Consider the following 18,984-nt stretch of genomic DNA (forward strand, 5'->3'; position numbering starts at 1 on the left):
TCAAAGGCGTAAGCAAATGGGACGAGAAACCAAAATTCGGTTTCTCGTCCCATTTGCTTATACAGAGGCTAGTTATGTCACAGCCTCTTGTTCAGAAAGCAGCTTAAAATATATATCTAATTTATGGATTCACCATACGTGCAAAACTAGTATTTTTATCGAGACCTCGCATACATACTTATTAACCTCATATTGATAATATTTTTAAGTCTTCTTCGGAAAAAGTCTTGCTTGATCAGTGAGACTGGTTCTTTATCAAAAACTATAGATCCCAACTAATTCTCTAAATTTATATCATAAATATTTACAAATGCAGCATCAAGGTATCGTAACAAGTGTTGAACCAACCGTTTTACAGTTATTGATTCATTCTTGTTCAAAATATCTTGTTCCCACTTTGGAACATTATTACTCATTTTCTCTCCAAATTATTGTTTACATTTTGCCAAATCAGAGTTTGACACGATTTATTACATAATCCCCAGTTATCATTTAAAGACCTGTGGCAACGCTCTACATCTGACTAAAACCAACCTTAAGACTCTTTACAACAATAAGAGTGCGTTTAATAATATAATCTCTATCCATAAGCTTTGGTTATGACAAACAATTATCTACTTATTTGTTACAACTTTTTTGTCAATAAAACCATATCTTTCAGTACAACACCATTAGAAATAATTTGTTCCTTATATTCATCAAAAAAATCTTTTTTAATTCCAGAAAATCTAAATCCATTTTTTAAATAAAATAAGATATTCTGAACATCAGCATCGCCAGTGCCCACTAAAATCGTATTATATCGATCTCTGGCCTGTTCAAATACATAAGCTATCATTTTTGATCCAATTCCTTGACCTTGGGCCTTGGCATCAACGGCAATATTTTTGAGTTCACCAACGTTACCATCACTTGTTGGAACAACTATCGCTACAGCAACAGCCGTATTACTCTGTTCAGCTAAAAACAAACAACCTTGATTGATATACTCACGAACTTTACTTTCATCCTCATCGCCGATTAAAAACAGCCTCATATATTGATCACGTTTATTTCCCGTGTATTTCGAATACTTAATCATACAACACCCCTCTTATTTTTGAAGGCAATCACCGATACTGAAGCAAGTATTAACAGTATCAAATTGAACGAAATTAATTTCACGTAAATATTGCTGCCCAGGCAGAGGCCCATGTAAATCAACGAAGAAATTGGTTCTAGAGTTTTAGAAACGGAACCAATAACCGTAAAAGTTGAAGTTAAACTTTCTCTTGGCAAATTAGTTTGCATATAAACAACTGTCGCTACATCAAGCCAAGATGCTAAGCCGCCAATACTAAAAATTAAAAAGAATTTCAATATGTTAGGTGATAAAAATAAACCAATTACCAATAAAGAGACAACACCAGGTATTGCAATAAGCTTGGTATTTAACTCCGATTTAGAAAAGATTTTTAAGAAAATCAAATTACTTACAAGCATTCCAATATCAAAACTAGAATTTAAGATGGAAAACCATTGTTTGTAGTTAGTTGGATTATTTTTTATAAGTATAGTTGGTAATGCATTTTCCATTAGTCCACCAATGCTGAGGTTTAAGATAACAAATGATGCTAAAATCATTTTTAGATCCTGACGTAAAAATATCTTAAAGATTTTATTCTTCGATTTAATAACTGTATTATTTTTTGAAATAATAACTTTTTTAACATACATTTTGTAAAAAAAGTAATTACAAAATCCAGAAACTAAAAATGTAAAGCTATCAATTAAGACTAATAGTCCATATGAGACAGATATTCCTAATAGAAAACCACAAAACAGCTTCCCAACAACCAGAAACAGAAAATCTGAAACATTAAAAATAGCTTCAGTTTTTTGAACTACTTCTTTTTTAAAAAAATTAGGCACTGCTGCTGTTCTACTCGGAATATAAAAAACCGAAAATGATGATAGTAAGAATACTAAAACTATAAACAACACAAAAGTTGACCGTCCCGAAAGTAGTAAAACCGCTAACAAAAATGACAACAACATTCGACCAACATCGCAAATTATCATGACTACCGGTGGAACCATACGGTCTACATAATTAGAAAATAGGATTCCCAAAACGTATGGTGACAGAGTTACCAAAGATACTATACCGATAGCCAAGGATGAATGCCATAAATTATACCCCAAAAGAGGCATCAGAATAATCCATATACCATCACCAAAATTGGAAATACTTTCAGCTGTGACCAGCAGATTTAGCCCCCGTACGCCTTTAACCATGCCTGTTCACGCTCCTCAATCCATTTTAATGTTTGAAAAATATTATCTCTATGGGTGTAGTCATTTTCCTGTATTTCAAGTGTCATTCCCGTATCTACCGAACAGTTAGAAAATATGTTGCCTAAGATTTTAGATATTTGTTGTTGCGATGGATCGCCAATCTGTGGACATACTCCTTCCTCACATATATTTGAAGAAAAAGGAAATGCTAGTCCTTTGAAAGAACAAAAGTGATAATAGTCAATTGGTAATCCTTGTAACTGTGCCCAAATTGTCTTTTTAGGATTAGATGATATATGCTGAATATTCATCATACCATCAATAGTAGTTTGAGTGATGAGGCCATGTCCCACATCCCACATCATTTTAACGTGTGAAAAATTTGCATTTATTAAATCACTAAAATCTTCTGGAGAAACAAAAACTGAGTCATAATCAATACTTTGATTCCCAATAATTGGAAGATTCTCAACATCAACAGTAATCCCTGATCCAACTAAATAACTATCAATCTTTTCAAAAAGTACTAGAAATTCCCGACGAACTTCATCAAAATTTACAGACACTATTTCATTAATAGAACAAAAATAATTAGCATGTAATACTACATGCCTAACACCAAACTGCTCAGCTACATCCAAAAAACGATAAAGGTTCTTTTGCATGCAGTAATTGTTTACATAGCTGGCATGATCTGTTGGAAAATGCATATTTAACATACTAGGATTTTGACTTTTGGCTACCTGTAAAGATATTTTAAGCTTCGACCAGAAGAATGGATCATCAAAATCGAATCCATCAAATATGTTGGCTTCTAAACCTCTATTTTTACCCAACCATCTATGATCAATTTGAGATGGATTCAATCCATAAAAGGTCATATTATATATCAAATTAAAATAAGTCCTTTCCTCTAAGTAACACGAAAGGTTCAGCAGCAAGCATGCCGCTTTTAGCCCCCCATGTAAGAGCATTATTCTCAATTGCTTTCAACGACCTTGGATGCGGAAACTTTCTCAACTCAGATTTGTACTCTCCCATTGTATCAAGTTTAGATTGCAGTTGTTTGCTGATGTCCACAAAATAATTAGGGCGGAAACTAGTTAAATAATTCCACTCGGTTGAGGACAATGTCTCAAACGAAAAAACTGCTTTTATATTTTGTTCCGGCGTCATGAATTGCGCATAACATTGGTAATCCAACGTATCCCAAACCAACAACACATACTTTTACTTTCTTTGCTCTAATTAAATTTTGTAGCTTCTCTTTTCTTTCGGACAATTGTTTCATCCCCGTTTTCTTTGTAAAGCATTCTGTGTTTTAACCACCAATAATCCATACCAAAGTAGTAATGGTGAGGGTAATTATGCACTGAAGATTAATCATTAGTTTTTTCTTCATTGATTCTAATCATCCTTTAATATTAAGATGGCTTTTATTATAGTCATATGCTATATTTATGGTGTTAAATGATAGGTATACTGACATGAAGTGTAAATGTACCTATCAAACATTCTAATTTTGGAGGAAATCAATTATGGACTTTGGACAAACATTTAAATTTGTTAGAACATTACATGCTGTCAAACAAGTTGATGTAGCAAAAAATATACTGGCAAGATCCTCCATCTCACAAATAGAAGTTGGAAACCAGATTCCATCGTATACAAATGCCATAAACCTGTTGAACAACCTTGGTATCTCTGTACAAGAATTTGAATATATTAGAAACGGATACAAACTTACCCCACTAGAAGATTTAATCTATAAGTTCGAGACTCTCTCTGATTCAAGCCAAACTGAAGATATCAAAAACTTGTTAGCACAAGCTAAAAAATTAAATAAAACTATTAATAGCCAAAATATTACAAACATTATTCAAGTATTAACTGCTCTACTACATGTGGACGATTACTCTGAAAAACAGTTAAGGTCTGTAGTTGAGCCAGTATGGCAAGACCTTTCGCGTTTTGATAGTTGGACTGTATTGGATATTTATTTGGTTAATAACATTCTCTTCTTTTTTGACAAGGAAGCGGCAACACATATTATCGATTTTTCATTAGAGATGATTGATTCAAAATTTCCCCATTTGTTACTATTGAAAAATGCTTTCTTGTTGAATTCATCCTATCTATCAATTATCAAGAATGAGAAATCTGACGCTGTTCACCGCCTTAACGAAAGTGTCATTATTTCAAAAAAAATGCATCGTTATGATCTATATTTATTTTCCTTAATTCGTCTATCAATAATTTCAGATGATTTAAGTAAAGCTCAATACTACAAAGACCTTTTAACAAAAATCGGTGCCTCAAATCTTTCTCTAGCTGTTGAGAAAGAATTCCCACAATTAAAATAACCTATTCTTCACTAACCATTTACAACCATCTCTTTTTAGTGTTTAATACCGTACTAAAACCAAAAACAAACTGAATTTTAAATTATTCTTCAATCCAGATACAATCAGAAATATTAAATGAGGCTGTGACATAAGTCTCGAAACACACTCTGCCATTAGCTTTGGTATCAACATGATTATCAGTCCAATTGTTGGCTTGCTTTGCCTTGTCCCAATTGGCAATCTGATTGATACTTATCCGCACAAAACCATTCTCACTGGTAGCCTGACTGCCCGCACGCTTGCACTAATTTTATTCGCTGCTAGTATCAACTTATTTACGGCAACAGCAAAACTCATTCCAATCGTTCTTTTTCTAATTATCGATGCAATTTCGACAAATGTTAATGATACCTGTTATTCTGCCGCCACCCATGAGCTTGTTAACGCTCACAACATTCAACGTCTAAGTTCATTAACCCAAAGTGCAATTTCTCTTTCCTCGATTCTATCACCAGCGTTAGGCGTTGGGTTATACAGTTTAGTCGGCTTTTCTGGCTTCGTTATATTAGAGATTGTTGCCACACTCGCCTCATTTGGCATTATGCTCACAATGAAATTTCATTATCACGCAACTAATCAATTCGCTAATTCACAACACGCCCCAGTAAATTCGCACAGTCAGTTTGCAAAATTTCATTCTGGTCTAAATTACATGCGGTCGCGAACAATGATTAAAATTACAATTCTGTTGAGTGTTATTCTGAACTTCTTATATACTGCTGTTACGATTGGAATTCCGTACATCTTAAAAGATCAGCTTCACACAGGTAATGGTCCTATTGGCGTGCTTGAAACCGGGAGCGCAATTGGTATGCTACTTGGCAGTCTACTTTTAACTTTGCTACCGCCAACCGGTCAGAAACGTCTCTTTTTAAAATTAATTATTCCGGTACTTATTCTTGATAGCCAAATATTGCTATTAGGTGTTCTGTTCATGACGTCCCAATCACCAACTGGATATGCCCTGCTTGGTAGCTTTATCATGGGAATATTGGCTTTCGCGCTTGTTATTCTTAATATAACTTTTCAGGTCTACTTGCAGCAAACCGTGCCAACTAAATTACTAGGCCGAGTCGTTGCAACATTAACAACAGTCAATAGCTCAATCATGCCAATCGGAACACTTATGTTCACTTTAATCTTTCAAAGTACCACTCATGGCGGTCTCGTACTAATCATCAACGGAATTCTACTACTTGGGTATACGTTACTGCTGTTGCGGCCATTAAATCAGGCCATTCATAGTGAACAGCCATGAGTCACGTATCATCAGGCAATTAACAATCCCGATTGCGATGGAAAACGTTGCTTTCGACTTTCAACGGGCTCACCACCGTGCTTCTATCACTTCGAGCCCTCATAAAACCGCCAATAAACAAATTATTGATTAACGACCGACATAATACCTAGGAATTATACCAGCCAATGTTACGATCAACATCACGACCAATCGTTATGAACAACTAGCGCTTTTGCAACGGCAAATAGTTATTCTATTCAAAAAAGATGTTTGAAGATCCGACTAGATCTCCAAACATCTTTTTACTGACATTATCCTGGTTAATCACCAGCATCGTGCGTAAATAAAACTAACGAATATCAATTGATTACCAATGTAATATTAACCATGTCTTGACATTAATTTTCATACAAATAACCCGCATCCCGTAAAGCTGCCTTGATGGCTGTTAATTGTTCCGGGGTCTGATAAGCAACCGTATGGCTATGGACGCCATCTGTTAATTCTGATAATAAATGGCCTTGTAATTTCTTGAGCCGGCCCATAAACAGATTAACATCACCAACTGAGCGAATCTCTAATTCACCCCGGAGCCGGCCATACAATGGGTGTTCGACTTCAACATCCTTGATTATGCCCCCTGCGTGAATGATCAAGGCCATTTCCTGCATCGCTTCGTTTGGAAAATGACGGCAAACTAGGACAGCAGTTGGCTGATCCGCTTTTTCTAATTCATACCCTTGAAGAGTAGCAACAATGGCCGTTCCGTGAGCCCTCAATAATGAAATATCCCCAACAATGGTCTGACGACTAACGTTAAACTGCTTCGCTAGCGTTGTTGCACTTACGGGGACCTGCGTTTGCGATAATTTTGATCGAATTTGTTCACGCCGTTCTGATCCTGTCATGACTCACCCTTCTTACTCTTTCAATAGAATCATTCTACCAGAAAACCAGTAGAATAGCTTTCATCAAATACTAAATTATGATAAACTAAGTTCATTTACCATAGGTGTCAAGACACCTAAATCTTAATAACGGGATTGATTAGCAATGCGCAATTTATCTTTATTAACCGACTTATACGAACTCTCAATGGCAAATGGATTTCATCACGACTTACCTCAGACCAACGCCACCTTCGACCTTTTTTATCGCCGGGTTCCTGACAATGGTAGCTTTGTCATTGCGGCCGGCCTCCAGCAAGTTGTCGAAGCTTTACAAGATTTTCATTTTACCAACAGTGACCTCGACTACTTCCGTCAACTTAACCTATGGGATGAATCCTTCTTAGCCATGCTGGCAAATTTTAAGTTAACTTGCCAAATTAAGGCACTACCAGAAGGAACCCCGGTCTTTCCTCGTGAACCACTATTGACAATCACTGGACCACTTGAGCAAGCGCAATTACTTGAAACACTCGTCTTAAATATCGTCAATCACCAATCACTGATTGCCACTAAAGCTCGTCGACTGAGTTATGCTGCGGCAGGACGTCCAATTATGGAATTCGGTGCGCGCCGTGCGCAAGGCCCGGACAGCGCGCTTTACGGCACCCGGGCAGCCATTATTGGTGGCGCCAATAGTACTTCAAACGTTCTCGCTGCGAAGCTGTTTGATATTCCCGTTGCTGGTACCATGGCCCACAGTTGGATTGAGGCCTTCCCGGATGAACTAACGGCGTTTCGCAAGTGGGCCGAACAATATCCTGACAATAGTGCGCTACTAGTCGATACTTATGATGTGCTTAACTCTGGGATTCCTAACGCGGTGACGGTCTTTAAGGAGCTACGAGCAGCTGGGCATGAACCCGTCGGTATTCGAATCGATTCGGGGGACGTCACGACTTTATCACAAGCTGCCCGGACACAATTGGACGCGGCTGGCTTTCCCAATGCCAAAATCACTATTTCTAACGCATTGGATGAACACATCATTACTTCGCTGTTGCACGAAGGCGCACCGATCGATAATTTTGGTATCGGTGAAAAGCTCATCACTAGCGCGTCCGCACCGGTTCTAAGTGGCGTCTACAAGCTTGCGGCAACTGAGAGCAATGGTCAGAGCACCCCCAAGATCAAGGTCAGTGCCAGTCGCGAAAAACTAACGATTCCTGGTGATAAGCAAGTCTATCGTCTGTACGAACCAGGAACTCAGCGGGCCTTTGCTGACTTGATTGCACTAGCTACCGAGACGATCGTCGATGCGACCAGCCTAACCGTCGTCAACAGTGACCCACTCAGTGTCGACCGCCAACAGCGACTCACCCATTTTGAAGCCCGGCCCTTACTCGCGCCGGTAGATTTGTCCAACACCACGTCAATTCCGGTTACAACCATTCAGGCAACGACCCAGGCTAAACTTGCCGAGCTCCCACGAACAACCCAGCGGCTCGTCAACCCAGATCTTTACCCGGTCTACATGACAACCACACTCAGCCAGTTACAAACTAGTTTGTTGAATAAAATGACGATACTAGCAGATTAACAAACGAACACGCGTAGCAACGACCAAAGCCACTTCTGTACTTAGCGTTCAAATGACCGCTAAGTACAGAAGTGGCTTTAGTTTATATCAAGTAACACTTAGCTCACTGACCAGTAATTTGATCATGTTCACCCGGGGTCAATATTTTGGTCATCACCGTAATCAAATACGCTTGTTCGCGCTCAATTTCAGTTCCCGGCAATTCCAGCATTAACCGCGCTAGGTAACCGAATAGCTGCGATAACAAACTTTGCAGTATCAAATCATTCGGCCAATCCACAATCAAATGATCTGCTTTTAGTTGATTTATGACACTTCCCATCTGCTTGACCATCTTAGGCGCAATCTGGCTAAGAATCTGTTCGCGTCGTTCGGCGTCAAAAGCTGCCATTTCAAAAATGACCTTTAACTCTTTCACGTTAGCTTTAGCAAATGCAACTCGGTCCGTAAAAATTGCTGTGACGAATGCCTGTAGACTGGGATAACGCTGCCGTAATTCATCCTCTGAAAAATCACTCGCTAAAATTGGCACAATGTGTGCGGCAATTGGTGCTAAGATGGCATCCCGTAAGGCAGCCTTAGTCTTATACCGCCGATAGACCGTCCCCTCCGCAACGCCGGCCCGTTGTGCAATATCACTAGTACTAGTCTGGTCAAAACCCTTTTCAGCAAACAAATCGAGACTTGCCTGGAGGATGGCCCGTTGCTTAGGTGTAATCGTTTCATTCTGACTTAGATCATGTTGAAAATAATCCCGTATCCGTGGTCGTTCCATATCCTCACACCTTCCGATAACGTTTCATTCCAACAATATTCAACATTGTTAGTACGACCATAAACCCTACTAATATTAACAAATTGACACCAATATCGCCAAGCCCAGCACCCTTTGTCACAACAGCCGTCAACGCATTAGCACCATAGTATAACGGCATGATGTGGGCAATTGCTTGCAACCAACTCGCCATGCCATCGACTGGAATCAACCCAGCAAAAAAGATTTGTGGTACAACAATCAGTGGAATAAACTGAATCATTTGAAATTCTGAGTTAGCAAAGGTGGAAATAAAGATACCCAAGGTCAAAGCCACTAACGCTAATAATAAGTTAGTCAGAAAGACCAGCCAAATACTACCAACTAAGTGAATCTTGAAGACCGTAATTGCAAAAACAACGGTCAGGACAGTCTGAATGATGGCAAAGCCCCCATAACCAATTAGATAGCCCATAATAATTTCACTCCGTCGAATTGGAGTTGCAAGTAGCCGGCTTAGGGTTCCAGTAGTGCGCTCATTCAAAAGTGAAACGCCAGAAATCAAGAACACAAAGAAGAAGACAAAGAAACCGAGAAAGATTGGCAAAAAGTTTTCAAAGAACGTTGAATCACTACTACCATAAATATAATGACTGCTAGTGGTATAGGTCGTCGTTTGTGATTGACTATTTGTTGGCGCCGCAGCACTCGCTGTAGCCTGCCTCAATTGCTTTTGAATTTTAGCCGCCGCAGCAGTATTCCCACTTGCCTGTGCTTGGGCCAAGGCCGTCTTTAGCTTGCTAACCGTTGCCTGTTTTTGCGCCGCGGTCAACTTTTGTAGTGCCACCTGTTGCGTTTGCAACACCTTTTTTTGTGCTTTAGTAGCCGTGACCAACGTTTGAATTTTTAATTTGACCAGTCCGCTTTGCAAAGAAGCTTTGATCAATGACGTATTGGTCGGATTACTATTAGAATACGTGATCGTTAAGTTGCCATCTTTTTGCGTCAAATATCCATCCAAATCATGCTGCTTAATCATCGCTTTTGCCTGGTTACTACTGTAATGGTGAATATCGACATGCTTCGTATTAATGGCTTTGACCACCTGATGATCAACATTGTGAACACCTAAAGTCGCCACTTGAGTCGTGTTATTTTGAAACAAAAAATACATCAACGCCATAATTAAGAGTGGTGCCAAAAACATCAGCGCCAAGGTACGCTTATCACGTAACATTTGCTTAAAAACTCGTCTAACGATTGCCATCGTTCGCATCTTGCATCCGCCCCGCTTTCAAAAAGACCTGTTCGATCGTATCTACTGCATACTGTTGTTTCAGTGCCGCGGGTGTCCCCTCAGCAAGCGCAATCCCGTGCCGAATCAACATGAGATAATCACACCGTTCTGCTTCGTCCATGACATGCGTTGTCACGAGCATCGACTTACCGGTATCCTTGAGCTTATTTAGTTCGGTCCAAATTTGTTGCCGTAATTCTGGATCAATCCCAACGGTCGGTTCATCTAAAATCAATAATTGGGGATCCTGAATCAGGGCGATTGCCAACGACAAGCGCCGTTTCATCCCACCCGAATAGCCACTGACCCGCTTGTCTAATTGGGACGTCAAGTCAACTAATCCGGCTGCATAATCAATCATCTGTGCTAACTTTATTTTTGGAACACTCATTAATTGCCCAAAAAAGGTCAGGTTTTCACGGGCCGTTAGTGTCTCATACAAGGCGTCACTTTGGGCCATATACCCTACTTGTGCCATTACCGCCCTATTGGGCATCACCGTATCCATAACTTTAACAGTGCCACTATCCACAGCTTCCATCCCTAAAATACTCTTGATCAAGGTGGTCTTCCCAGCTCCCGATGGCCCAATCAAGCCATAAATCATTCCAGCCGGCAGTGTCAAATCAATCTGATTAAGCACTTGCTGATGACCAAAGTGCTTGCTGACCTGCTTGGCGATGACATAATCCGTTGCCATTTTAATAACCCTCTTTCTCGAAGTGAGTGTATACTCACTCACTTAATGGCTTTAGTATAATCAGTACATCTCGGTTTGTCAACAGCAAAAATGAGTTGTCACTCACTTACTTTATTTCCAGCCCATTTGTCACCGCACTGCAAACAAAAATGCGCCACCCCGTTGTTGGGATGTCGCATTTTAATTAAATATCAGCACTGATATAAGCGTTAGCAATGTTTTAACGATTGTTAATCTTGGTCAGCAATTTTTGTCCTAGCTCATAATCCAACTGACGCTCCGATTCCGGCATCATGTCGCCGCCAGTTGCCCAGACAATGTGGGTGACGTCTTTGCCAGCAAGCGTGGGAAATTGGGCCATGATGGGGGCGATCGCGGTAAAGCCGGCTACAGCGGATGGTTCGACCATTACATCTTCGGTATCGACGAGCTTCGTCAAATAACGATATAAATCATCATCTTCAAATGTTGCTGTTCCGAGTAATAGCGTTTGCATCACCTTGCCTGCCAACCGTGATGGCCGGCTAACGGCTAACCCATCAGCGGCAGTCAGGCCATCTAAACCAATGTCTTGAACAGCAATTTTTTCATTCAGCTTGGTCATCATCCCTAAGGTCACGGACGGCACGTGGGTCGGTTCACAAAAGACGGGGTAAATATTGGCTCCCATAATCATCTTGAGGCCAAAAGCGACGCCACTAAGACTGCCACCGACCCCGGCCGGTAAATAAACGACGACCGGGTGCGCAGCATCCATCTTGATGCCTTGTACTTTTAATTGATGTTGTAACCGTACCCCAGCAACAGCGTACCCGAGGAATAAGTCACGTGAACCTTCATCATCAACAAAGTGCGTATGGTCATCCTTGGCCGCGGCGGCACGGGCCACCGGAATCACACTTGAAAAGTCGGTATTTAGTTCCTCAACGGTGACGCCATTTGCCCGCAGTTTGTCCTTCTTCCACTGACGAGCATCGTGAGACATATAAACGGTCGTCTTAAATCCAAACGTTGCGGCCATGATGCCCACACTGAGTGCCAAGTTTCCCGTCGATGCAACGATGACGCCGTATTGTGCAAATAACTCGTGATACTTAGCCGTTGCCAAGACACTGTAATCATCCATGTACGTTAAATCTGTATGAGCCATGGCTACCTGTTCAGCAAACTTGAGCACTTCGTAAATCCCACCACGTGACTTGATCGAACCCGAAATCGGCAACTGACTATCAGCTTTTAAATAAAGCTGCCCCGCCAATGACTGGTGGTTGAGAGCCTCCCATGCTGGTTTCATCTGCTCAAGTGGTAACAATGGTGACTCAATAATCCCATTCATAGCTGCCGTTTCTGGAAAAGCAACGGCCAAAAATGGTGCGAAACGTTCCCAACGTGCGACCGCGTCAAAAATATCGGCCCGCGTTAACGGCAGGTCCGCCCGCTTCCCATAATCTGGGTTCTGCCAAACAATTGGTCGTTTTGCCATCAATTCCTTAATCTGTGGGTGTTCTTCAATCATTACCGTTGTATCCATACTTTCAGGTCCTTTTCATTTAATTGCATCATATTACGTATCGTGAGTTAAAATTATCAGTTTTCGATGGCCGTCTGCATGCGTTCAGCCTATTCCGACCTTCCGAGACTAGGTAACATACTGAAACGTCACCACGATCAGCACAAATGCCGATAAGTCGATATAACACGCACTGAGCCAACAAGCCTCCCCCAACCCGACCCTTTCAACCGAACCTAAGTTAGTGGCTTTTCTCTGAATCTAACGATTTTTAATCACAACTCATGTTAGATAATATGACATCACCTTCGTCCATCATTTAACCATATTTGATACTTAGAAACAATCTTTAGGCACTGATTAACAATAATTGTTGATTAGCCAATCAAACAAGCTAATAAGGCAATCGAAAAACGACGTTCAAAGTTCACTCACTTTGAACGTCGTCTTCAATTAGTGGTTATTAATTGACTAATAATCGTTGTTCGAACTGCATAATCATTCAGTAGTCTTCTAGCACAACGAGTTTCCTACTTCAAATCGGCCCCATTCGTCCGAATCACTTTTTGATACCAGTAGAACGAATCCTTCTTCGAGCGCTCTAGTGTCCCGTTACCTTCATCGTCCTTGTCGACGTAGATAAAACCGTAACGTTTCGACATCTGACCAGTTCCAGCTGAGACCAAATCGATACACCCCCACGGCGTATAGCCAATCAAGTCGACCCCATCTTCGGTAACGGCCTTGATCATTTCACTGATATGAGCGCGTAAATAGTCAATCCGGTAAGGATCATGAATACTACCATCGGCTTCGACTTTGTCGCGGGCACCCAACCCATTCTCAACAATCATCATTGGCTTGTGATAGCGGTCTTGTAACCAATTCAAAGAATACCGCAAACCTTCTGGATCGATTGGCCAGTCCCATTCGCTCGTCTTCAAATATGGATTATCAACGGCTTCGGTCCCGACAAAGTGGTAACTTGGGTTATCATCCTGAGCGGCGACCGTGTTGGAATTATAGTAACTAAAGCCAATATAATCAACGGTGCCTTCCTTCAAGACTTGGCGGTCTTCGGCCGTGATATCAGGGCGGAAACCAGTCTGTTTGAAGTAAGCTTCCATATTATTTGGATAATAGCCCCATGACTGTACGTCTGCAAACCAATAACGCCGCTGCATAGCCTTTTCAGCTTGCATGATATCTTGTGGCTTAGCAGTTGCAGGATAAATCGGTGTCATGTTGATCATATTGCCAATCTGGAAGTCGGGATTAATGGCATGGCCAATCTTAACGGCTAGCGCACTGGCAACGACTTCATAATGAGCAGCTTGATACATCAAAGCTTCAGCGTCAGGATCATCGGGCTTCAACACTAAACCAGAATCCGTCGCCATCAGGAATTGGTTCGTATAAGTCGTCTGATTATTAATTTCGTTGAAGGTCATCCAGTACTTAACCTTGTTCTTATAGCGTTTGAAGACCGTTTCAGCGTAGTGCACGAAAAAGTCAATGACTTTCCGCGAACGCCAGCCACCATATTCCTTAACTAAGTGGTACGGCATTTCAAAGTGGGCCAGCGTGATCACTGGTTCAATACCATATTGCCGGCAAGTATCGAACATATCATCATAGAACTTCAAACCCGCTTCATTGGGTTCTTCTTCATCACCATTTGGAAAAATCCGCGTCCAGGCGATCGATGTCCGAAAACACTTGAAGCCCATCTCAGCAAATAGCTTGATATCTTCCTTATAGTGACCATAAAAGTCGATGCCTTCATGGTTCGGGTAATTCTTACCCGCAATCACACCATCCGTGATTTCACGAGGAACACCGTTGGCACCGGCAGTCATGACATCAGCCACACTGACCCCTTTGCCACCAGCTTGCCAGCCGCCTTCTAGTTGATGGGCTGCGACCGCCCCACCCCATAAGAAATCAGATCGTAAACCACTCGTTGTTGCCATGCATTATCATCCTTTCACTATAAATCTTCACCATCACTCGCAATAACTTGTTGGAACCAGTTAAAGGAGTCTTTCTTAGAACGGTCAAAACTGCCTTGACCATTATCATCGGCGTCAACATAAATGAATCCATACCGTTTCGCCATTTCACCAGTACTTGCTGAGACCAAATCAATACAGCCCCACGGTGTATAGCCAATCAGATCAACACCATCTAGTACGACCGCTTGTTCCATCGCCAAGATGTGATCACGGAAGTAACTGATCCGGTAGTCGTCATGTACACTCCCGTCGGCTTCCTTCTTATCGTAAGCACCAAAGCCATTTTCAACAATGAATTGTGGTAAGTGCCACCGATCTTGCATCCAGTTCATCGCATAGCGCAACCCGGTTGGATCAATCTGCCAGCCCCAATCGGACTTCTCAACGTAGGGGTTCTCAACAAAGTCATCGGGTTCCTTGAAATCGTAATCACTGTCACCGTCACGACCCTTTGTAACAAATGACATGTAATAACTGAAACCAACGTAATCTACCGTACCAGCCTTTAAAGTTGCCAAGTCAGCAGCAGTAATATCCATATCGAAGCCCTTGCGTTCAAAGTACTTCGGTAACCACTTTGGATATTCACCGAGACAGTGGACATCCCCGAACCAATACCGTTTTTGCATGGCCCGTTCCGCCATCATCACATCCGCTGGTTTAGCTGTTAGTGGATAGATTGGACACATCGCGACCATACAGCCGATTTGAAAATCAGGATTGATTGCGTGGCCCGCTTGCACAGCTAGGGCACTCGCTACTAATTCATAATGAGCTGCTTGATACATCGCCTGTTCCCAATTGTCATCCTTGCTAAGTTGTAGGCCGGAATTTTGTAACAATGGGTGCGGATCACTCCAAGCTGTTTGGTTATTGATTTCGTTGAAGGTCATCCAATACTTGACCTTATCCTGATAGCGCTTGAAGACAGTCTTAGCAAAATGAACAAAGAAGTCGATCATCTTACGGTTGCTGAAACCACCATAAGCCTTCACTAAGTGGTATGGAATTTCAAAGTGTGACAGGGTCACAACGGGTTGGATGCCATGCGATAATAAATCATCGAATAAGTCATCGTAAAACTTCAAACCAGCTTCGTTAGGCTCGCTCTCGTCACCATTCGGGAAAATCCGGGTCCACGCGATTGACGTCCGGAAACACTTAAAGCCCATTTCTTCAAATAATCGATCATCTTCTGGATAGCGATGATAAAAATCATTGCCCCAGTGATTAGGATAGATTTCACCATCTTTGACGCCATCCGTGACTTTACGGGGAACCCCGTTACGTCCGGCTGTCATTACATCGGCAATGCTAACGCCCTTGCCATCAACATCCCAAGCGCCTTCTAATTGATGGGCCGCGACCGCGCCACCCCACAGAAAATCTTTGGGCATTTTGTATCCTTTTGTCATGAACTAATTCCCTCCATTAATGCTGCTCAGGCTATCCCTGAGTTACAGTCTTTGTTACCTTAACTAACGAAAAGCGTGTAACCGCCACGTCACCGTTGTTAAGCTGTCTGCCATTATAAGCGACCACGGCATGAATGAAAAAACAAGCCCAGACCAACACCAGCAGGTATTTGCCTAGGCTCAAATTAATTAACTACTTCGCCTCATCGGCAACTAAACGCCGATAAACGTCTACAACTTCACCAGCTAAGTCGCGGAAGGTGATGGCATTCATGATGTGATCTTGTGAATGTACTAATAACAATGACACGTGGGTATGTTCCCCTTGTGCTTCCGCCGTTAACATTGAGGTTTGTGAATTGTGTGCTTCGGTTAGAAAGTTATCTGCTTCCTTTAACTTGGCATCAGCGGTTTCAAAGTCGCCTTCCTTAGCAGCTTTAATTGCTTCGAAAGCGGAACTCTTTGCATTACCACCATTAACGATCAAACCCATAATGGTTTCGAGACTTGCTTCAACTTCTTTTGTTTGTTCTTCTGCCATTTACCCTCATCCTTTTAGCATTTATTCGTGTGCATCACAATCAAAATGCCACCGGCCGCGATTGATCTACCGTGGGCTGGTAGCACTTACAATTTAATGATTAGTTTGCTTTTGCAATTGATGCTTCGGCTTCCTTTAAAACTTTTTCGCCGTTCATCATGCCGTAGTCTTGCATGTTGATAACTTCAACTGGAATATCAACGCGCTTTTGGAAATCACTTAACATATAACGAACTTGTGGTCCAAGCATTAAAATGTCAGGATTCTTTTCAGCTAACTTCGCATCAGCGTCACTGGCAGCGGTTGCAAAAACATCTGCATCAATGCCTTCTGCTTCCGCAGCCTTTTGCATCTTTGAAACTAATAATGACGTTGACATCCCAGCGGCACATACCAACATAATTGTTCTTTCAGCCATAATAAACACGCTCCTAGATTGTTTTAAATTTATATGTTACAGCGGTTGCTTTAATAAACCGCTTTCATTACAATTAGAATTATAAGTCATGGGTACAAATTTGACAAGCCTTATTAATCAGATATCTGCAATTTATTTGATTTGTACCCACAAATTATTAAATAACAACTTAATATTCGAAAGAAGTGAACACCATGTATCGTGACATTGCAACCAAACTCGTTGCCGCCATTCAAGACGGCATTTTTACCGTCAAACTCCCCACGGAAGCCCAATTAATGGAACGTTACCAAGCTAGCCGCAACACTATTCGCAAAGCGATTGACTTGGTGTACCAGCAGGGGCTCCTGCGTCGGGTTCAAGGCAGTGGATATTATATTACTAATATTCAGCTTCAACATAAAACGGTAGTGAATCTGTCAGCACGCTCACTCTTCAATAGTCATGTCCACCCACGGACTTTAACTTCGAAGATTCTGACTTTTGATACGATCCACGGCGATAGTGCCCTGAGCCGCAAACTCAACATTCCCGTCGACGAAGAACTGTATCGTATCATTCGCCTCCGCTACTGGCACGACCAACTGTATTGTTTGGAAAAGGCCTACTACTTACGCTCTGTCGTCCCCTATCTATCGACCGAAGCTGTCAATACGTCAATTTGGGACTTCATCAACGAAGCTTACGGCATCGGGATTGCTAACAGTGATGATTATCTTTCACTCACCAATCTTAACAAGGAAGAGGCCGAACTAATGAATTTGGCACAGGGCGCAACTCACTTGGCCTTGGATTCTTGTAACTATTATAAGAATAATGGCTTACTAGATTTTTCTCACACCATCTTTGTTTATCCCGACCTCGCATTGTATTTTCATACGACAAATCTTGCAAATAATTAATTTATGGCTAAAAAAAGACGATTCACTATAATTTCATCACAATTTATGGGTATACTAGTAACAGTATCCAAATTTATGATGGAGGAATTAGCGTGTCAGCACCCCTTTTTTCAGTGGTTGTACCAGCTTACAACCAGCACAAATTTATAGATAGCTGCTTGACTAGTCTACAACGCCAAACCTTGACAGACTTTGAAGTCTTCGTGGTTGATGATTGTTCGACTGATGACACTGGTGAACAGATTGCCGCGTTAATCAAAGGCGACGACCGGTTCCACGTGATCACTCACGCCCATAACCGGGGCGTCTCCGCAGCTCGTAACTCCGGTATGGCTGCTGCTAAGGGTAAGTACCTTTGCTTTGTCGATGGCGACGATTGGGTCGAACCAGACTTTCTGGCAACCTTCCTAGCCGCCTACCGGTCAGCACCCGATACCCAGCTCGTTGTATGCGGTCACTACGGTTACTTAGCCGTTCCGAGTCCTGCCAAAACATACAACCAAAAAGACTTGATTGCCAACATCAACTTTGGCACGGTTGGCGGTTTTTCGTGGAATAAAGCATTCATTCGCAGTATTATTACCACGCACCACCTCAAGTTCAACGAAGATATTGATTTTCTTGAAGACCAGTTGTTTGCCTTTCGTTACGCTAACTACGTACAGTCCTCCGAATACGTACCGGACCGGACTTACCATTACCGTTGGCGTTTTCGAAGCAACCTTGCTCACATCGGAATTCCATTCTTCACCGCTCGTCGTAAGATGATGAAGATTCTCAAGCAGGAAAACAAGCAAGTTTTGAACGAAGATTGGAATAATCAGTAGCAACGTTACGTTGCCATCGCCCCTAAAGGTCGGTAGCTGAAATAGCTATCACCCTTTAGGGGATTTTTTGATACCTAGCATAATCGGCTACGATGACCAGAAGATGCGCAATTATTCGAGGCTAGTAGCCATCCACTTGCAGCCTCAAATGCGCTTTCGCCGCCAATTAAACCGACCGTGGCGCGAAACAAACTAG

Annotated in this window: 19 protein-coding genes; 6 read left to right on the forward strand and 13 right to left on the reverse strand. The window is 41.7% G+C overall.

Annotated features, from left to right (window positions below):
* The coding region (locus tag MMY95_RS12630; protein ID WP_241277685.1) for a hypothetical protein at positions 1-196 on the forward strand (196 nt) is incomplete at its 5' end.
* A gap of 429 nt (positions 197-625) precedes the next feature.
* On the opposite strand, the gene MMY95_RS12635 is transcribed toward MMY95_RS12630, so the two are convergent.
* The 4 genes from MMY95_RS12635 to MMY95_RS12650 are packed head-to-tail and all read right to left on the reverse strand — an operon-like array spanning position 626 to position 3,453.
* On the reverse strand, positions 626-1,081 hold the full coding sequence (locus MMY95_RS12635; RefSeq protein WP_104795902.1) for a GNAT family N-acetyltransferase: 456 nt from the start codon (positions 1,079-1,081) through the stop codon (positions 626-628).
* Positions 1,078-2,277, reverse strand: a complete 1,200-nt coding sequence (locus MMY95_RS12640) for an MFS transporter (RefSeq protein WP_063722624.1) — start codon at positions 2,275-2,277, stop codon at positions 1,078-1,080. The genes MMY95_RS12635 and MMY95_RS12640 overlap by 4 nt, the downstream gene beginning before the upstream one ends.
* Positions 2,253-3,158, reverse strand: coding sequence for a hypothetical protein (locus tag MMY95_RS12645; RefSeq protein ID WP_202861135.1), 906 nt, complete (start codon positions 3,156-3,158; stop codon positions 2,253-2,255). Before MMY95_RS12645 ends, MMY95_RS12640 begins: the two co-directional genes overlap by 25 nt.
* A gap of 13 nt (positions 3,159-3,171) precedes the next feature.
* Complete coding sequence (locus MMY95_RS12650) at positions 3,172-3,453, reverse strand: hypothetical protein (RefSeq protein ID WP_128383878.1); 282 nt, start codon at positions 3,451-3,453, stop codon at positions 3,172-3,174.
* Between the two features lie 362 nt (positions 3,454-3,815).
* On the opposite strand from MMY95_RS12650, the gene MMY95_RS12655 reads away from it, so the two are divergent.
* Together MMY95_RS12655 and MMY95_RS12660 are read left to right on the forward strand one after the other, a co-directional pair.
* Positions 3,816-4,640, forward strand: a complete 825-nt coding sequence (locus tag MMY95_RS12655; protein WP_104795904.1) for a helix-turn-helix transcriptional regulator — start codon at positions 3,816-3,818, stop codon at positions 4,638-4,640.
* 130 nt (positions 4,641-4,770) lie between these two features.
* Entirely contained in the window at positions 4,771-5,940 is a 1,170-nt protein-coding gene (locus MMY95_RS12660; protein ID WP_257900540.1) for an MFS transporter, read from the forward strand.
* A gap of 380 nt (positions 5,941-6,320) precedes the next feature.
* Here the strand turns inward: MMY95_RS12660 and MMY95_RS12665 are convergent, their stop codons facing one another.
* Positions 6,321-6,830 (reverse strand): transcription repressor NadR, encoded by a 510-nt coding sequence (locus MMY95_RS12665; protein WP_003642550.1) that lies wholly within the window; start codon positions 6,828-6,830, stop codon positions 6,321-6,323.
* Positions 6,831-6,975: 145 nt separating this feature from the next.
* On the opposite strand from MMY95_RS12665, the gene MMY95_RS12670 reads away from it, so the two are divergent.
* Positions 6,976-8,409: a nicotinate phosphoribosyltransferase gene (locus MMY95_RS12670; RefSeq protein ID WP_003645843.1), complete on the forward strand. Its 1,434-nt coding sequence runs from the start codon at positions 6,976-6,978 to the stop codon at positions 8,407-8,409.
* Positions 8,410-8,512: 103 nt separating this feature from the next.
* Here MMY95_RS12670 and MMY95_RS12675 read toward each other — a convergent pair whose 3' ends face one another.
* From MMY95_RS12675 to MMY95_RS12710, 8 genes are all read right to left on the reverse strand, one after another.
* Positions 8,513-9,184, reverse strand: a complete 672-nt coding sequence (locus tag MMY95_RS12675) for a TetR/AcrR family transcriptional regulator (RefSeq protein WP_003642548.1) — start codon at positions 9,182-9,184, stop codon at positions 8,513-8,515.
* Positions 9,185-9,188: 4 nt separating this feature from the next.
* A complete protein-coding gene (locus MMY95_RS12680; protein WP_016511800.1) occupies positions 9,189-10,439 on the reverse strand; it encodes an ABC transporter permease in 1,251 nt (416 codons plus the stop codon).
* Entirely contained in the window at positions 10,417-11,160 is a 744-nt protein-coding gene (locus MMY95_RS12685; RefSeq protein ID WP_003642546.1) for an ABC transporter ATP-binding protein, read from the reverse strand. Before MMY95_RS12685 ends, MMY95_RS12680 begins: the two co-directional genes overlap by 23 nt.
* Positions 11,161-11,380: 220 nt before the next feature.
* Positions 11,381-12,691 (reverse strand): D-serine ammonia-lyase, encoded by a 1,311-nt coding sequence (locus MMY95_RS12690; RefSeq protein ID WP_241277686.1) that lies wholly within the window; start codon positions 12,689-12,691, stop codon positions 11,381-11,383.
* 509 nt (positions 12,692-13,200) lie between these two features.
* Complete coding sequence (locus tag MMY95_RS12695; RefSeq protein WP_003642544.1) at positions 13,201-14,643, reverse strand: 6-phospho-beta-glucosidase; 1,443 nt, start codon at positions 14,641-14,643, stop codon at positions 13,201-13,203.
* 17 nt (positions 14,644-14,660) lie between these two features.
* Positions 14,661-16,100 (reverse strand): 6-phospho-beta-glucosidase, encoded by a 1,440-nt coding sequence (locus MMY95_RS12700; RefSeq protein ID WP_046040177.1) that lies wholly within the window; start codon positions 16,098-16,100, stop codon positions 14,661-14,663.
* A gap of 193 nt (positions 16,101-16,293) precedes the next feature.
* Positions 16,294-16,641, reverse strand: a complete 348-nt coding sequence (locus MMY95_RS12705; RefSeq protein ID WP_003642542.1) for a PTS lactose/cellobiose transporter subunit IIA — start codon at positions 16,639-16,641, stop codon at positions 16,294-16,296.
* 100 nt (positions 16,642-16,741) lie between these two features.
* Complete coding sequence (locus MMY95_RS12710) at positions 16,742-17,059, reverse strand: PTS sugar transporter subunit IIB (protein ID WP_103851814.1); 318 nt, start codon at positions 17,057-17,059, stop codon at positions 16,742-16,744.
* A 194-nt stretch (positions 17,060-17,253) separates the two neighbouring features.
* Here MMY95_RS12710 and MMY95_RS12715 point away from each other — a divergent pair, with 194 nt between their 5' ends.
* Positions 17,254-17,961, forward strand: coding sequence for a GntR family transcriptional regulator (locus tag MMY95_RS12715; RefSeq protein ID WP_003642541.1), 708 nt, complete (start codon positions 17,254-17,256; stop codon positions 17,959-17,961).
* A 92-nt stretch (positions 17,962-18,053) separates the two neighbouring features.
* On the forward strand, positions 18,054-18,788 hold the full coding sequence (locus MMY95_RS12720) for a glycosyltransferase family 2 protein (RefSeq protein WP_003642540.1): 735 nt from the start codon (positions 18,054-18,056) through the stop codon (positions 18,786-18,788).
* Positions 18,789-18,984 lie beyond the last annotated feature (196 nt).

Origin of the sequence: Lactiplantibacillus sp. ME-2 (genome assembly GCF_022549155.1) — a bacterium.
Taxonomy (GTDB): domain Bacteria; phylum Bacillota; class Bacilli; order Lactobacillales; family Lactobacillaceae; genus Lactiplantibacillus; species Lactiplantibacillus plantarum.

Coding starts and splice junctions, on each gene's coding strand:
- MMY95_RS12635 (WP_104795902.1), bottom strand. CDS start 1,081: ATGATTAAGTATTCGAAATACACGGGAAATAAACGTGATCAATATATG.
- MMY95_RS12640 (WP_063722624.1), bottom strand. CDS start 2,277: ATGGTTAAAGGCGTACGGGGGCTAAATCTGCTGGTCACAGCTGAAAGT.
- MMY95_RS12645 (WP_202861135.1), bottom strand. CDS start 3,158: ATGACCTTTTATGGATTGAATCCATCTCAAATTGATCATAGATGGTTG.
- MMY95_RS12650 (WP_128383878.1), bottom strand. CDS start 3,453: ATGACGCCGGAACAAAATATAAAAGCAGTTTTTTCGTTTGAGACATTG.
- MMY95_RS12655 (WP_104795904.1), top strand. CDS start 3,816: ATGGACTTTGGACAAACATTTAAATTTGTTAGAACATTACATGCTGTC.
- MMY95_RS12665 (WP_003642550.1), bottom strand. CDS start 6,830: ATGACAGGATCAGAACGGCGTGAACAAATTCGATCAAAATTATCGCAA.
- MMY95_RS12670 (WP_003645843.1), top strand. CDS start 6,976: ATGCGCAATTTATCTTTATTAACCGACTTATACGAACTCTCAATGGCA.
- MMY95_RS12675 (WP_003642548.1), bottom strand. CDS start 9,184: ATGGAACGACCACGGATACGGGATTATTTTCAACATGATCTAAGTCAG.
- MMY95_RS12680 (WP_016511800.1), bottom strand. CDS start 10,439: ATGCGAACGATGGCAATCGTTAGACGAGTTTTTAAGCAAATGTTACGT.
- MMY95_RS12685 (WP_003642546.1), bottom strand. CDS start 11,160: ATGGCAACGGATTATGTCATCGCCAAGCAGGTCAGCAAGCACTTTGGT.
- MMY95_RS12690 (WP_241277686.1), bottom strand. CDS start 12,691: ATGGATACAACGGTAATGATTGAAGAACACCCACAGATTAAGGAATTG.
- MMY95_RS12695 (WP_003642544.1), bottom strand. CDS start 14,643: ATGGCAACAACGAGTGGTTTACGATCTGATTTCTTATGGGGTGGGGCG.
- MMY95_RS12700 (WP_046040177.1), bottom strand. CDS start 16,100: ATGACAAAAGGATACAAAATGCCCAAAGATTTTCTGTGGGGTGGCGCG.
- MMY95_RS12705 (WP_003642542.1), bottom strand. CDS start 16,641: ATGGCAGAAGAACAAACAAAAGAAGTTGAAGCAAGTCTCGAAACCATT.
- MMY95_RS12710 (WP_103851814.1), bottom strand. CDS start 17,059: ATGGCTGAAAGAACAATTATGTTGGTATGTGCCGCTGGGATGTCAACG.
- MMY95_RS12715 (WP_003642541.1), top strand. CDS start 17,254: ATGTATCGTGACATTGCAACCAAACTCGTTGCCGCCATTCAAGACGGC.